This window comes from Peribacillus simplex (genome assembly GCF_030123325.1).
Classification (GTDB): domain Bacteria; phylum Bacillota; class Bacilli; order Bacillales; family DSM-1321; genus Peribacillus; species Peribacillus simplex_D.
This window is the reverse complement of the sequence record NZ_CP126106.1, coordinates 1,883,256-1,898,739: the sequence shown is the minus strand read 5'-3', so window position 1 is coordinate 1,898,739 and position 15,484 is coordinate 1,883,256. Positions and strand designations below refer to the sequence as shown.

The 15,484-nt window shown below is 39.2% G+C and carries 10 protein-coding genes and 2 pseudogenes; 1 reads left to right on the top strand and 11 read right to left on the bottom strand.

Annotation, left to right across the window (positions count from 1 at the left end; genetic code table 11):
* Positions 1 to 20: 20 nt before the first annotated feature.
* Complete coding sequence (locus QNH43_RS09145) at positions 21 to 461, bottom strand: hypothetical protein (RefSeq protein ID WP_283917556.1); 441 nt, start codon at positions 459 to 461, stop codon at positions 21 to 23.
* Positions 462 to 1,063: 602 nt separating this feature from the next.
* On the opposite strand from QNH43_RS09145, the gene QNH43_RS09140 reads away from it, so the two are divergent.
* On the top strand, positions 1,064 to 1,207 hold the full coding sequence (locus QNH43_RS09140) for a hypothetical protein (protein WP_283917555.1): 144 nt from the start codon (positions 1,064 to 1,066) through the stop codon (positions 1,205 to 1,207).
* Between the two features lie 177 nt (positions 1,208 to 1,384).
* On the opposite strand, the gene QNH43_RS09135 is transcribed toward QNH43_RS09140, so the two are convergent.
* From QNH43_RS09135 to QNH43_RS27755, 10 genes and pseudogenes are all read right to left on the bottom strand, one after another.
* The gene (locus tag QNH43_RS09135; RefSeq protein ID WP_283917554.1) at positions 1,385 to 2,785 is read right to left on the bottom strand and encodes an MFS transporter; all 1,401 of its coding nucleotides are present in this window, start codon (positions 2,783 to 2,785) and stop codon (positions 1,385 to 1,387) included.
* Positions 2,786 to 3,102: 317 nt separating this feature from the next.
* Entirely contained in the window at positions 3,103 to 4,641 is a 1,539-nt protein-coding gene (locus QNH43_RS09130) for a glycoside hydrolase family 32 protein (protein WP_283918325.1), read from the bottom strand.
* A gap of 104 nt (positions 4,642 to 4,745) precedes the next feature.
* Positions 4,746 to 6,209: a glycoside hydrolase family 68 protein gene (locus QNH43_RS09125; RefSeq protein WP_283917553.1), complete on the bottom strand. Its 1,464-nt coding sequence runs from the start codon at positions 6,207 to 6,209 to the stop codon at positions 4,746 to 4,748.
* Between the two features lie 145 nt (positions 6,210 to 6,354).
* Positions 6,355 to 7,629 carry an ABC transporter substrate-binding protein gene (locus QNH43_RS09120; RefSeq protein ID WP_283917552.1) on the bottom strand — a complete coding sequence of 425 codons (1,275 nt, stop codon included), beginning with the start codon at positions 7,627 to 7,629 and terminating at the stop codon, positions 6,355 to 6,357.
* Positions 7,629 to 8,795: a response regulator transcription factor gene (locus QNH43_RS09115; RefSeq protein ID WP_283917551.1), complete on the bottom strand. Its 1,167-nt coding sequence runs from the start codon at positions 8,793 to 8,795 to the stop codon at positions 7,629 to 7,631. Before QNH43_RS09115 ends, QNH43_RS09120 begins: the two co-directional genes overlap by 1 nt.
* A gap of 5 nt (positions 8,796 to 8,800) precedes the next feature.
* The gene (locus QNH43_RS09110; protein ID WP_283917550.1) at positions 8,801 to 10,603 is read right to left on the bottom strand and encodes a cache domain-containing sensor histidine kinase; all 1,803 of its coding nucleotides are present in this window, start codon (positions 10,601 to 10,603) and stop codon (positions 8,801 to 8,803) included.
* A gap of 259 nt (positions 10,604 to 10,862) precedes the next feature.
* A pseudogene (locus QNH43_RS09105) lies at positions 10,863 to 11,213 on the bottom strand (iron chelate uptake ABC transporter family permease subunit); the annotation flags it as partial.
* A gap of 85 nt (positions 11,214 to 11,298) precedes the next feature.
* Positions 11,299 to 12,264 (bottom strand): carbohydrate kinase family protein, encoded by a 966-nt coding sequence (locus QNH43_RS09100; protein ID WP_283917549.1) that lies wholly within the window; start codon positions 12,262 to 12,264, stop codon positions 11,299 to 11,301.
* A 117-nt stretch (positions 12,265 to 12,381) separates the two neighbouring features.
* Complete coding sequence (locus QNH43_RS27760) at positions 12,382 to 13,395, bottom strand: glycoside hydrolase family 32 protein (protein ID WP_434060192.1); 1,014 nt, start codon at positions 13,393 to 13,395, stop codon at positions 12,382 to 12,384.
* 999 nt (positions 13,396 to 14,394) lie between these two features.
* Positions 14,395 to 15,429, bottom strand: a pseudogene (locus QNH43_RS27755) (glycoside hydrolase family 32 protein); the annotation flags it as partial.
* Between the last annotated feature and the right edge of the window lie 55 nt (positions 15,430 to 15,484).

The following is a 15,484-nucleotide window of genomic DNA, read 5'->3' as shown; positions in this document are numbered from 1 at the left end:
TTCATCATTTCCCTAAATCATTAGGGTGTTTTTAATGCAAAATACTTCTGTACTATTTTGTAATAACCATAAACTATTAAATAGGCCAGTAAATAACTGACTGCAGACCAATATATATTCCACCCATTCCGATATTCTAATTTGCCAAGTAGGACTATTACTAATTCAAAGAAATTTGTACCTAATGTAAAAACTAAAAAGTTTGTTATAACAAACATTTTTTCAAAATGTATGCTGGCAATAAATAAGCAACACGCTATAGGATAAAAGCCTAAATCATATAAAATTGCACCAGTTTCTTTATCCATCTTCCAAAAGTAAGCAAATCCAATTTCATTTATTAGAAAACTTGTCGCTGAACCAATCGGATAAAAAATAATGAAAAGCCTTGTTTGATATCTAAACAAATATAACCCTAATACCCAAGGAAGTATAAAACCAACAAAAATATGAAAAAGCATACTTCACTCCTTCTTCACTTTTTAACCATATTAAATATCTTGCCCAGTTAATTGTACAAAGTATACAATATACGTTTTACATTGCATTAAAATAAAATGCCACCCATGGGCAGCTTTTTTTGAAGTTCCTTCTCTTTTGCAATTAACTCATAAAAACCAGTTCAACCTAGTCCAGCGAAAGCCCAGGCCCATAACTTTAATACAATATCCATATCTGTGAATGGAAAGGCAACTGAACCTACTCAAATTAACCGTCTGTTTAACCACCTGAACCATCACTGCTACGATTGGCACCAAAATAGATGTAAAAATTAATACTTGTTGCATGATTTTCTGCAAATAGGCACCTCGAAAGAAGGTATTAAAAAGCGCCTACCCAACGGGGTAGACGCTTAGGATATATATTTCAACAAAAGACGGAATGCGGAGCAAACCATACTTAGTATAATTTCTGAATTTCACTCTACATTTAATTTTTAATAGGGAGAATCTCATTCATTTTTTGAAAATGTTCATATAATAGGAATACAGGGATACTTGTCCAAAAGAATGCGACCTTGAAAAGTAACTTAAAGTATAGCAAAAAAAGGAGTGATAATTTTATGTCTTATCACGATGATTGTTGTAAGAAGAAAAAACACTGCGATCATGACCATCACGATGATAGTAACTGTAAATTAGAAAATATTCAATTCCAGCTTCAACAACAGCAACAAAAACAAGAGCAACTTCAAGCTCAACTTTAAATAACTCCATCGCTTTTAAGTAGATTAGTTCTTTTAATTCTTTTTTAAATTTTTAATCTACTTTATTATTCGTGAACACCTCAATAAGTAAAACAAAAACCCGAAATACAGGCGCTCATGTTTGAGTGTCTGTATTTCGGGTAGTCATCCCATTGAATGGGTGCTTTTTAATTCCATTTATTTTTCTCTTTGTTCCGTTTTCCACCATAGGGAATCTTTTGGATTTTCAACAGCTTCTTGATAATCAGATTTAGAAGCAACTGTTGGGTAAGAACCTTTTAGGGATTTTCCTGAAGTACTATTGAACAAGAATAATATCACTAAAAATCCGATAATATTCACGGCTGTTAGATAGAAACCAGGTGCTAAGTTATTCCCCGTTTGGTGAACTAACCATGTGGAAACTAAAGGGGTAGTTCCACCAAATATTGAAACCGAGACATTAAAAGTCACTGATAAAGTTCGATATCGAATATCAGTATAGAACATGGTTGGTAACGATCCAGGCATTGTGCCTTCATAAATTGAAAGCAGAACACCTAGAATTAGAATACCTAACGAAATAAATACTAAAGCATTCAAGTTTATTAAATAAAAAGCAAGGGCAGATAATAGACTTAATCCGCCTAAACCGATTAAGAAAACAGTCTTATTTCCAATTTTATCACTGAGCTTTCCAAACATTAAAGTAAGTGGCACCATAATAATCATTAGAATCGTAATTAATAGGGTTCCTACTGTACTGGATAATCCAATAATCTCATCTAAATAAGAAGGCATGTATGATAATAGCATATAGCTTGTAATATTAAAGAATGCAACAGCTACAAAACATACAAGAATATCTTTTTTGTGATTTTTAAAAATAGATAGGAAGCTTTCCTCTTGGGCTTCAACATCAGAAAGTTCATTTTCAAAAATCGGTGATTCTTCTAAACTTTTTCTTAAGTACAACCCAATAAGCCCTAAAGGTAAGCCGAGTAGAAACGGTATTCTCCAACCCCATGAGGCCATCTGTTGATCAGATAGAATGATAAAGAGTGTACTGGCAAGTAGTGAAGCGAGTATATAACCAATGAGCGTACCAATTTCTAATCCACTTCCAAGCATATTACGTTTATTGTCTGGAGAAGATTCTGCAATATAGACCATTGCACCAGCATATTCGCCACCAGTTGAAAAACCCTGAATAATTCTAGCTATTAATAAGAGTATAGGTGCCCATATACCGATTTGATCATATGTAGGTAATAAACCAATAAGTAATGTTGAAAAAGCCATTAAAATAATCGTGGTTGTTAAAACGACCTTTCTTCCTAATTTATCTCCGATTTTACCAAATATAATACCGCCTACTGGGCGCATTAAAAAGGCAATCGCAAATGTTGCAAAGGTGAACACTAATTTTAGCTCATCATTCTCAACAGCACTAAAAAAGTTTTGACTAATGATAACAGCTAAATAGGAATATAAACCAAAATCAAACCACTCCATAGCGTTTCCTACCCCTGTAGCAAACACACTTTTCTTCGCTTTTTGAATATCTACAACGTTGATTTTTTTCTTGTTAAATTTCATTTAATCCTATCATCTCCATGGGATACAAATATGCAAGAATGAGAAATAAAGTCAGACTGGAGCAGAAGCATATTTTGGGTGTTTTTCCGATTATATCCCAAATAAAATTTTGTCTTCTTATGAAAACAGTTCCGACAACATTAGACTAAATTCACCAGAAATCGAAAAGCCTTTGAATTATTTTGATACAAAAAACAGAAAAATATTCATTTTTTTGCTTACAATAGTTCTTTTGGTTGAAAGATCCCCTGCTTCGAGAAGAAAGCAGGGGAATAAAGAAATCACTGATCCCGTAAGGGATGTCTTTCAGATGAGGTTCAATTAATCGAATCAAAATGTGTAACCTTCACATTTTTAAAGATCGCTTTGCCGCCCTCGGAGAAGAGAGTAATTCCTTTATCTTCAGGATGAGGGAATATTAAGTTTGAATAAGCAGCCTTTCCATCATCCACAAAAACTTCAATACTCGTTTTATCGACGAGAATCTTTAAATGAACCTTCTTCTTACTGGCATCAAATGGTGCAGTACTTTCAACGAACTGATTCGTTTCGTCAGGTTGATCTGTGAATGCTCGATTGACATAAGAGTAATTTTCTTCTGCAGAAATGCCTACGTCAACGTGGCGTTTTTGATCATCTGACTCCCTGAGCCTGAATCCTGCATTCTTAAAATCCGACCATGATAGATCTGCCTCTATTTGATAGGCATCTCCTTTAACATCAAGTGTTTCCGAGCCATCCACTTCGATTTTATCAAAAGAATTCGTTGAGCTTGTCAATTCTTTTAATGCTTCTGAAGGCTGTGAAGAAAGATAATACTTGTTCTCGCCTTCACGCTTTAGTTCAATTTGACGGACGATCGAATCCATTCCGTTAAACCCTTCTTTTAATGTCGGCGTATTATCGGCGTAGGCCCAGTTATTCATCCAAGCGAGGGCATAGCGTTTGTCTAATTTGTCACTTGCCTTGACACCTTCAAACGTTACTCCGCCATACCAATCGAAACCGTAGTCTAGCCATTGCGGTTCATTGTTATCTGGAAGAAATTCTGTTCCATTAAACGTTCCTGTCCAGTATGCATAGGTGTTTGGCTTCCCTGCTGCTTTTCCGTTTGCACTGACTCCCAGCACCCACTTTACTGTCCCGTCATCAGCGCGGATCTGGTAAAGGTCAGGGCACTCTAAAACTCCATTGTTCTCAGTGGAAAAGCTGCTCGTATAGCGCCAATTTTTCAGGTTATCCGACTCATAAAAACCTATTTTCGATCCTTCGGCCATGGTCATGATCCATTTTTGATTCGTGTTATCCCAGATGATTTTTGGGTCTCTAAAATCCTTCGTTCCTGGATTTTTCATAATAGGCTCGTCACTGTAAGAGGTAAACGTATTTCCTTTGTCCGTACTGTACCATAGAAATTGTTCTTGTTTCTGGCCATTCTTTGAGGGTTGTGTTGCGATCGCCACAAAAGCGTCTTTCCCAAACCCAGCTGTATTTTCCTTGTCTACAACGACTGACCCTGTCCATGGATCCCCATTTTGATTCGTATATTTTGGAATGGCAATTCCTTCATCCTTCCAGTGAACCAAATCTTTAGAGGTGGCATGTCGCCATTCTGTGCCGTTGCCATTCGGGTAATCTCCATTATAAAGGTAAAAATAATGATAATTTCCTTCATAGAAAACTGGCTTCTGTGGATCGTTTTTCCAATGATCAGGAGAAGTAAAATGGTAGGCAGCCCGGTATGAGTGCTTTTCTACCTTATCTGGCGGATTAGCTTCTTTTGTTTTATAAAATGAATGAATCAAAATTCCTGTGCTAATAACCATCCATAATCCAAGAATGAATAATCCAACCATCTTATATTTCTTTTTGTTCACTTAAACTCACCACTTCTCTCTTTTAAAATAGAAAAAAGAAAATGCCAAGTTTCCTGACATTTTCTTTTTCTTTTCACTGGTAACTACTTAACCGTAATCTGGCCTTGTTCAAGAATACTGTCTTTTACTACCGATGTTTTTTTCCCTTTAATGTTAAGCTGGAAGCTTGGGGCAAAGGTGGATTTATTGTCTTCAAAATAACCTCTGTTTGTCATGTAGCTAGTCACTACAACATTATCACTGCCAGCCTGCGGGATCGCATAGTGAGCATAGTTCCAAGTGATGTCATATGGATCTAGATCCTGATGCAGGACGATGCCCGTTTTATTTAATGGTTTATATGGACCAGTTAAGGAATTAGACGTGTAGCCTAACATGTAAATATCTTGATTATCGATTCCATCAATGGTCATTTTTGATCCTCTTGAACTTGTGAATAAATACCACTGGCCGTCCTTTTTAAAGATGTTTGGACGTTCGATTTCATCTGTGACCGTATTTGAAACAATCAATGGCTTCATTTCTTTTTTCAATGTATAATCGTCGTTTATTTCAATAATTCCAATTGCACCGTTTGCAAGTTCAGCTAACTCTTTTTTAGGGCTTTGCATAAGTTTGCTTTTTTCATCCTGGAAGAATTTATTGCTGTTGCCATAGTAAGCTCTATTGTATAGCGATTCTTCGCCTTGGTAGCCATATTCTGTACCCGTATTTGCTTCAAATACAAGGTATTTGCGGCCGTTGTCTTCTACATAGTGAGGGTCTCTGAAGGTATGATTATCAGCGGAATTTCCGTCCTCTACAAATTTATCTACAGTTTGATAGTACTTGCTGTCTTTGCCTTCATAGATGGATTTGTAATCCTCAACACCATCCACTTTTAATGTTTTTGAATCTGGCTCTGAAAGGTTTACTTGAGCGGTCGTTAAGGTTTGTTTCCCATAATTTCCTGACTCAGGTATATACGGTTCACGGTTTGTATAGAATAAGCGAACTTCCCCGTCCTCAGTGAAGGTTGCAGAACCTGACCACTCTTCGGCTTGCTCTTTTAGGTAAGGATCATTTGGAACGTTTTTATCATTGTCATCAAATACTCTTCCAGCATTCTTCCAAGCATCAAGGGAATTGTCGCCCACTTTTTTGTAGAACATGTAGATGAACGTATCACTCGCGTTTTTAGGATCGCCTGCTAATCCAAAAACGATATGATATCCTTTGTATTCTGCAACAGTTCCATCAGCGTTTTGCAATGGCCATGTATCCCACACATCTAAATCAATGGTTTCTCCTGATTCCGTTACTTTTTTGGCAGAAGGGATGTTTTTAATTGTGGATTCGTCAAACTTAGGAATGGTATATCTAGTATCACCGTGCTGATTAATCATATCTTTCATAGCTGAACGAGTGATTTGTGAAGTATCGTACGTTTCTTTGTAATCTGACGGATCCTTTGTAGCTGCAAATGATTGGGTAACAGTACCGCTTAATAGAATGCCAGTACTGAGTATTACTGCTGTTGCCTGTGTGGCAATCCTGCTAAAGTTCATAAGTCTTCCTCCTGGTTTTATGTATTTGCTAGTACAATAGAATTATAGGTGATTCCTGAAAAGAGAGGTATGCCACATATTGATTGGAATTTAGTCGTATATTGATATCGCAATTGTGGAAGGCAAAAAAAGCCCCGGCAAGAGGCTATTCCTTCGAAAACCTCTCCCAGGACTTCTGATATTCATTGAGCAGCTGATTGCGGCTCAGCTGTTTCCCGACATAGAGCTGAGTCGCGGCTCCGAATTCTTCTCTAATTCCAACAGGGAAGTGAAACCAGTTAGATGGGACGGTGTTCCCATCTTTGTAATTTCGAAGAGTTTCTTCTGCGAGCGGTCCTATATCATCAGTTTTAATGTTCTTAAACGCAGGAATGAATTTGAATTCTTCTGTCATGAACCGTTTGCCTTGTTCTGACGACACCATCCAATTTAAAAACTTCTTGGCTTCTTTTTTCTTTTCAGGAATGGACTGTTTATTTACAGCCCAATAATTTGGAACGCTGACGACAAGGGCTTCCTCTATAGGTCGGTCATTAATCGGAATCGGCATAAAACCGATGTTCATGTCAGGCGCAGCTTGATCGATCATCGGCTGAATCCAGTTGCCTTGCTGAATGATGGCTGCTTTTTCGGAGGTAAACAGATTCACTTCCATTGTATAGTCCGTTGTCAGAGGATTATCGTTTCCGTACTTTATGGTGAGATCCAGCAGGGCAAGGAGATCCTTAAATGTTTGATTGGTACTGATTTTTTCCGTTCCGTTATTTAAATTTCTTATAAAAGCATCAGTATCCTTCTGCTGGGCAAAAGCAACATTCAACAGATGGTCGCCCAATTTCCAGTCTTCATAGTAGCCTGTAGCAAAGGGAGTAATGCCTGCATTCTGCAGCTTTTCGGTAGCTGCTGTCAGTTCAGAAAGAGTGGCAGGCTGTTCAGTAATGCCAGCTTGTTTAAATAGATCCTTATTATAGATAAAGCCATACCCTTCAAGGTTAACCGGCATTCCGTAAATTTTCCCGTCCAATGTGACCGGCGTCAGGGCTTCTTTGTATGCTTGATTAATCCAGGGCTCCCCTGAGAGATCCTCCAGATAGTTCCGCCACAGCTTGGCATTTTCATAGCCGCTGTTTGTAAAGATATCCGGACCAGTGCCGGTCGCCATTTCGGCTTTTAGGTCGGCGAGGTCATCCATTGCGCCTCCAACAGTATACACCCTGATATTGACGTGGGGATTTTCCCGTTCATAAGCACGCGTCATTTCTTCAAATTGAGTGGAGATTTCCACTTTCGGATTCCTTAAATCCAGCGTGATTTTCCGCTCAGTCTTTTCCGTTTTTTTTGGTGGGGCTACGTCCTGACATGCAGAAAGAGGCAGGCTGACGGCTCCGATTAACAAAAGGGATAAAAACCTGTTTTTCATCATGTCACCCCTTTAGATTCATGTTGATCGTTCCTGTTCCTGAACTCAAAAGGCGTCATGCCGACGACCTTTTTAAATAGCTTTGAAAAGTAGATTTCATCTTGATAGCCAAGCATGGTCGAGATGGAGTAAATGCTTTTGTCTGTTTCTTTCAGCCACGATTTTGCCTGACTGATTCTAAGCTCCGTGATGTATTTGGACAGGGTCATTCCGGTTTCTTGCTTATATTTTCTTGAGATATGCTCACGGCTTAAAAAGAAGACATTCGACAGCTTTTCCAGACTCAAATCCTCCATATAATACATGTCAACATAGGAAACCATGTCTTCCATCCGGCGGGCGGCATCTATTTCATCCAGACGGTGGATGGTTCGGAAGTTTTGTTCCTCGAACTTTTTCTGCAGAGCCTGAAACGAGGTCCTGATATCCGATAAAGTTTCGACCTGCTCTTCAGTTACAAGCCTTACAGGGATATCGAACTCCTTGCTGATCCATTCCTCAACGGAGAGCCATTGATTGCGAATGGTGATAACAAGGCAGAGGTTAAGATCCGTCTGAAGGGAAAACGCATTTCCTAATTTGCGGTCCGTAAGCTCATCTGAAAGCTTTTGGATATAGAGATCCGGATTGTGCATCTGGTAAAAGGAGAGCAGTGTCAGCTGATAGCCCTCCGATTCAGGAAGAAACTCGGCAAGGCTGATTGCGTCTGAACGGTCCCCCAGACATATCGCAGTGGCTAACTGGTTTCTCCGCAGTTTTTTCACATCTTCCAGCACTTCAGCATGTTCAAAGTCATCCTTCCAGGCTTGTACCGATTTTTCCAGTGTATGATTGAACGCTTCATACTCAATAGGCTTCAGCAGGTAATCAAAGCTGCTGTGCTGAATGGCTTTGCGCATATAGGAATAATCGTTATATCCAGTAATGAAAATAACTTTCCCCGGATAGGAAATGGAATCCAGCCACTCAATCAGTTCGATTCCGCCCATACCGGGCATTTTCACGTCTGTAAAGATAATCTCCGGGCGTTCTTTCTCAATCAGTGATTTTGCCTCATGGCCATTTTTAGCTTCAAATAGCTTGGTGATGCCGTATGTTTCCCACTGGCCTAAATGGCGTATGACGTCCCGCACATTGAATTCATCATCGACTATCAGTGCTTTCACCGTGTTCATCTCCTTTCCTGAAGTAAGTCTTTATCATTCCCAAGGACGGTCTTTATCGGGATCCTCATGCTGACAGAAAACCCCTGTCCGTCATTCGAATCTACTTTCATTTCTGCACTTGGTCCATACCCCAGAAGCAGCCTGTCACGAATATTCTTCAGGCCTATATGTTCAAGCGAATAAGTCCCTTCGTAAGGGGGTGTATAGATATGTTCCCGCAGAGTCTGAAGCTCTACTTCCGTCAGACCCGGACCATCATTCTCTACAGTAAAGCACAGATCGTTTCCTTGTTTTTCCCCGTTAATGGACAAATGAGCGTTGCTGTAACCTTCCTCATACGTGTGTTTAAAGAAATTCTCTGCTAGGGGCTGGAGAATCATACTTGGAATAGTCATGTCCAAAATGGACTCATCGATATTGACCGAGTAACTTACATTTTCACCAAAACGCTCTGTTTGAAGGGAGAGGTACGCTTTTGCATACTCAGCTTCATCCCGAACCCGTACCCTTTGATCTGCCTGCATTGAGTAGCGCATCATTTTGGACAGCGAAGTCAGCAATTGATAGACCTTTGGTGCATTCGACCTGAGGGCAACAGCGCCGATGGATTGTAAAGCGTTAAACAGAAAATGAGGATTGATCTGTGATTTTAACGCCCTGAACTGGTTCTTCCTGTTTTCAATTTCAAGCTTATATTCACGATCAATGTGGGAATTGATCCGGTTCATCATATCCTTCATATGTGACTCCAAATGGCCAATTTCATCGCTTTTGGTATCATCAAAAGGAACATTCATATTTCCGCCTTCAATGGAGCGGACTTTGCTGCTCAGCCTCGTAATGGGACGTGTAATCCTATTTGAGATAATGCCTATCATCAACAAACCCAGTATTCCTACACCGATGCCGACAAGGATATTGGTATAGGCGGTTTTCCTGACATCTTCATATAAAGCCTGACTCGACATGATCTTAATCAATTTCCAGCCTTTCAGTGAACCTGATAACTCCTTTGATAAGAGAATATCGTCATCATGCCGGCTCCTATTCCCGTTAAGACGCTGCTTTTCATCTGCAGGAAGAGGTTTTCCAATCAGGGCACGATCATTTGCATACATGACGCGATCAAAGGAATCAATAAGCAAGACAGAAGATGCGTCTCCCTGGACAAGGTTATTACAAATGCGGGCATACTCGCCCAAATCAATGTCGATTGTAATCATCCCAAGAAACTTTTTAGAAAGAACGTCTGTAATTTTGTGGTGAAAAGTCATCACCATCGTTTTGTCCGATTTTGGAACAATGGCTGCATTATTGTAATTCTCAAGAGGGTGGGGCGGCTCAATCAAATATTGTGAGTCAGATGTATACAGCTGTTTGATCGGGTCCTGGTTCAGAAAATTCGGCTGATACCTGTGTGTGCTGACCACTGCATTATAGACTGTAAATGACTCATTGTTTTTAGCAATATAGAAACGGATTTGCCGGAATTCGTTTCTCATTAGATAAAAGGTTTCGAGACTCTTTTCCATGGTCTTGGGGCTGAAATAAATGGAGTCTTCAAAGCCGTTATTAAAAATCCGAAACAGATCAGGGTTGCGATACAGAATATATGGAAAATCAATCATGTCGTCAAAATACTGCTCCAGTTCATCCGCATTTTTCTGTAGCTGCTCCCGGCTGTTTTCAAGTTCATACTGCTCCACACTGTTTTTTGTATAAGTGTAGATGAAAAAAACGGACAGGAAATAGGGAAAAACGATGAAAATCAGCAGCATGATCAATAAGCGGCTTTGTATGCTTTTCACAGGAGGCACCCCCTTTCGCAGAAGGCTCTTTTTTAGTCTGATCTTATTTGCTCACTTTAGCATCCTAAAACTATATCAAATCAAAAAACCAAGTCAATCATGCTTAAGTAGGATTCATGTAAGGGCATGTATCCTTATATTTCGCAGTTCGGGCTTATATTATGTTCCAATCTGCGCTGCGCCAGAGATTTGAAGATGATAAGTCAAACAAAAAAGCTGAAGACATCTTCAGCTTTTACAATAATATGTGCTTTTTCTCCTACTGCTTCATCAACAAATACATAAAATAAGGAGCCCCTATTAAAGCGATCATAATCCCCACAGGTATGCCTTCGGGTTCAATGTTTCTCCCGATGGTATCTGCTAGAAGCAGCAGCCAGGCGCCGATCAGAATCGCTACCGGCAGGAAGAGCTGATTTCGAGGTCAAACCGTGCGGAGCCATGAGCCCGACGAAGGCGATGCCTCCTGTGACAGAGACAGCTGCTGCTGCAAGTGCAACCGAGTCAGCAGCAGGACCGCCCTTTCTTTTTTAACTGAGACACCTATGCCTATCGGCACATGTCCACTCATCCCAAGAAGATTCAGCCGATTCGCTTTGTACAGTGTAAATATAAACTAAAAATCGCGATGCACCTAGACCTCCTAAGCCAGGTGTACCGCGATTCTTTCACAATCCGAAACAATACGATGAAGACTAAATCTTATATATATCCTCTTCGTTTGGTAGAGAAGAAATCGCTCCTACCTTCGTACACACGACGGCACCTACTTTATTTGCAAAAAGAATGATCTCTTTAAGTTTACTAAAATCACTAAGAATTGTGTCATAGGACTCAAGATTTGCAAATTGAAATAAAGCAGCACCGACAAATGCATCACCAGCACCAGTTGAGTCAATTGAATTTACTTCGACGCTGTTTATTACACTCATTCCACTTCCATTTGAAAGAAGAGTGCCTTCCCATCCAAGGGTAACAGCCACTATTTTTACCCCTAAATGATGGAGCATTGCTATTCCATCATATTTATCCATTTTTCCCGTGATTAGTTCAAGCTCTACTTCGCTTACTTTTACAAAGTCAGCCATTGATATACCCTTTCTAGCTAAACTAATAAATTCTGCCACTCTATTTTTCCATAAATCATGTCGAAAGTTAGGGTCAAACGATAGAAATATCCCCCTATTTTTTGCAAATTCCATTGCCTTTAAATAAGTTGTTTTAAAAGGGTTTTCCAGAAATGCAGTTGCAGATCCAAAGTGAATGATCTTTGCACCACTTAATCTATCTAGGTATAAGTTATCCTCTGTTAAATTTCGATCCGCTCCTCTATTGAATACAAAATCCCTTTCACCATTTGCTTGTAAAGAAACAAATGCTAAAGTAGTTGGTGCTAAATCGTCAGTAACAATCATCGATGTATCAACCCCCACCTCTTTTATCGTTTCTATTAAAAATAATCCAAATGGGTCATTTCCTACTTTTCCAATAAGACTCGCTTCCCCACCTAGCTTTGAAATAGTAGCTGCGACATTCGCTGGTGCACCCCCGGCTTTCTTTAGAAAATGATTACCTTCTATTAAATTAACATCAATATCTGTACAATAAAAATCGATCAAAAGCTCCCCAACGCATATGACTGCGCGGTTTGTTTTATTCATTTACATTACACTCTCCATTCTTGTGATTTAGGTAAATTGAAAGGCTATCGATCATTTTCGACAGCCTTCATAAACTCTTACTATCAACCCCTCTTTAATAGGATTGAAATTTAGTCATTATCTTTTCCATATACTCTTTAAAGGGTATATTTTCAAAGACTTTAATGTAACTTCTCCACCCTTACTATAAATTTGTAATCGTTTACTTGATGGATCCGGGAAAATTTGATCAGAAATAACCGTTTCACCTTTGTTTCCAAACACTTCTACAGCAGATCGGTCAATGAAAATATGCATTTTCACAGTCCCATTTAATGCATTTAACGGTCCGTCATGCTTACCGACCACATTGTTCCCATAATCAAAGCTTCCTGAACTTGAACGGTCTACGAATAACTGTTTGGTGGTAACATCATAGCCAATAGTCGTATATTCAGTTGCTCCTTTACGAACTTGAAAGCCGAATTCAGTTGCTTTTATATCATCTACATCAAACTCAGCTATCATTTCAAATGTATCTTCTGATAGTTTAGATAGGAGATTACTTTCACCAGATATGACTTTATTTTTATATGAAATTTTTTCACTCTTATCTCGAATGGATTTTAAAGAAACAGGTGTTTGTTTTAAACGTAAACCTTCATTTGTCTGAGTTAGCTCCATCTTTCTTGGCAATGTCGTTGAACTCCTCCAAGTCGAAGTTGGTGTGTTATTTGCATATTGCCAATTACTCATCCAGCCAATCCAATATTTTTCGCCATTCTTACCTTCAATTCCGCTCCAATCTACTGCGGCATAATAATCTGCCCCGTAGTCAGTCCATAACACTTGATCGGAAGGATTTTCATTTTTAAACGTTTTCCCGTCAAAGGTACCTACAAAATATTGCATACCTGACCCGCCTGCAGGAGCGCCATCATTAATGCTTACCTGTAGCACCCATTTTGTTTTTGAAGGGTCACCATCAATTGGTAATTCGATTAGAGTAGGACATTCCCAAATCCCTCCGTTACTACCATGAGTAGAAGGTACCCACTCTCCAGAAACAGCAGACCAGTCCGTAAGGATGCCGCTTTCTTTCGAATCGTCTTTCTCAGGCTCTTTGGCAACTTGGTCTACTTCATTTGGCATGGCCCCTTCATTATAAACATTAACATCATCCATGTTTAAATGACCCCAACCACCTGTAGCTTGGTCTACAGCTTTAATATATAACACTTCTCCAATATATTTAGAAGCATCCCAGACGTATTTTTGATATTTTTCTTCTTTAAATTTGGTATTGGCTTGTCGAATTAATTCTTGATCATCAGAGGCTCTCACTAACGAAACATAGCGGTTGTTGATATCATTACCACCGCCCAACAGAAAGTTGATTTCTCCAGAGCCATCTAGTTTAAAATATGAGGAGTGCAGTTCACCTGTTGCGTCATCTCCCTTTTGAAGATCAGTAAACCCCCATAAGTGGTAGTTTCCTTGGTGGCCGAAATCCCCTCCCCAGTATGATGGTACATTTGTCACATGATCTTTTGTGAAAGCATTACCTTCGATTGTACTCCACCCAGTTAGATCACCTGTCTCAAAATCATGATTAGTAATTTCCTTCTCATTTGTCATGATGTTCTTACCAACTTGAACATCTTGGAATAACGTGGATGAATTCCAAACATTTAAGCCAAAAAGCCCTGATGAAAAAGTTGAATCATTTACATCATGAATGAGATTACCATCTAAAGAAATTTTAATATTTTTTCCATGAGTGCTTGCTTTTAAATGGTACCTTTTATCTGTATCTAGATTTATTGTTTTTTCAGCTAGAATGGATATGTCTCCATTTTCAATTTTCATGATTTTTATTGTATCGTTTAAAGCATCGATATTCGCCATATAACCGTTTGTTGCATTAGGATTTGCACGAAAAACGAGCGAGCCAGCTCCATTGCCACCTTTTTCCCCAGATATCTCAATGTTTGCTTCATAAAAAAAGTTATCCCCTGTTTGACCACTCATTACAAAAGCATCCTCCGTAGAGGTTCCAGTTTTTCCATCCATCGTGTTCTCCCAGCTTCCGTTTACATCTGTCCATTTTGATAAATTGGTTTCAAAGTTAGATGTATTCTTGAACTCCACATTTCGAAAGGCAGCCGTTGAATTCCACGCTGACAATCCATAGTATCCATAATCGAATTCCATATCTGTTTTTTTTATAACAGATTGATCGTTTACAGAGACTTGAATTTGATCCCCATCTGTTTCCACCTTCACATGGTAGGTAGTCGAAGTTTTGAGGGTAAAAGGTTTTCTCGCAATTTCCTCGTTTGTTCCATCTACATTCTTACTTAATGTTATGACATCGTTTTTGGCATCTAAGCTCGCAACATAGCCGTTCTTTGCACTCCTATCTGACCGAAAAACTAAACCGCCTGTCCCTTCTCTCCCATTCTTCTCATTAAGGGTAATATCTCCCTCATAGCTAAATGATTCACCTGTCTGGGATGACATGGTATAAGAAGTTCTGTCTAAGCTATTTGCTTGTATTCCACCATCTTCGCCGAATTCACTTGCATACTCCCACTCTTTTAAATTAGGTGAGGTATAAAACATGATCTTATCCTTAGCCGCCAACGACATAACCCATTGGTTTGATTCTTCATGCCAAAATACTTTAGGATCGCGCCAATCTTGTATAGGAGGGTCTGGCATTACGGGATTCCCTTTATATTTTTCCCAAGTTCTTCCTTTATCTAGGCTATACGCTATACTTTGGACTTGCTTATCCCCTGCATGCGTAAAGATGGCAACCATTGCTTCTTTTCCAAAGCCAGCTGTATTGTTCCAATCAATAACAGCACTCCCCGAGAAAATCTGACCGTTTTCATCCGGCGATAAAGCAATCGGCAAATGCTCCCAATTTACAAGATTTTTACTGACAGCATGCCCCCAATGCATCGGTCCCCATGTCGTTCCATACGGATGATATTGATAAAACAAATGATATTCACCTTTATAAAAAACCATACCATTCGGATCATTCATCCAGTTAGCTTCAGGAGAAAAATGAAATTGATTACGGTATGGTTCATTATAATACCCAGGGTCTTCTGCATATGCACTATTAAATGGTAAACAAGTGACAGTTGAACATATTAGTAGAATACTAATAATCCTCTTCACTTTTATTTCACATCCCTTTTTTAAAATCTAAAATGACATGTGATCG

Excerpts from the sequence above, each read along its gene's own strand:
- QNH43_RS09145 (WP_283917556.1), bottom strand. The coding sequence starts at position 461 with ATGCTTTTTCATATTTTTGTTGGTTTTATACTTCCTTGGGTATTAGGG.
- QNH43_RS09140 (WP_283917555.1), top strand. The coding sequence starts at position 1,064 with ATGTCTTATCACGATGATTGTTGTAAGAAGAAAAAACACTGCGATCAT.
- QNH43_RS09135 (WP_283917554.1), bottom strand. The coding sequence starts at position 2,785 with ATGAAATTTAACAAGAAAAAAATCAACGTTGTAGATATTCAAAAAGCG.
- QNH43_RS09130 (WP_283918325.1), bottom strand. The coding sequence starts at position 4,641 with ATGGTTGGATTATTCATTCTTGGATTATGGATGGTTATTAGCACAGGA.
- QNH43_RS09125 (WP_283917553.1), bottom strand. The coding sequence starts at position 6,209 with ATGAACTTTAGCAGGATTGCCACACAGGCAACAGCAGTAATACTCAGT.
- QNH43_RS09120 (WP_283917552.1), bottom strand. The coding sequence starts at position 7,629 with ATGAAAAACAGGTTTTTATCCCTTTTGTTAATCGGAGCCGTCAGCCTG.
- QNH43_RS09100 (WP_283917549.1), bottom strand. The coding sequence starts at position 12,264 with ATGAATAAAACAAACCGCGCAGTCATATGCGTTGGGGAGCTTTTGATC.
- QNH43_RS27760 (WP_434060192.1), bottom strand. The coding sequence starts at position 13,395 with ATGCCAAATGAAGTAGACCAAGTTGCCAAAGAGCCTGAGAAAGACGAT.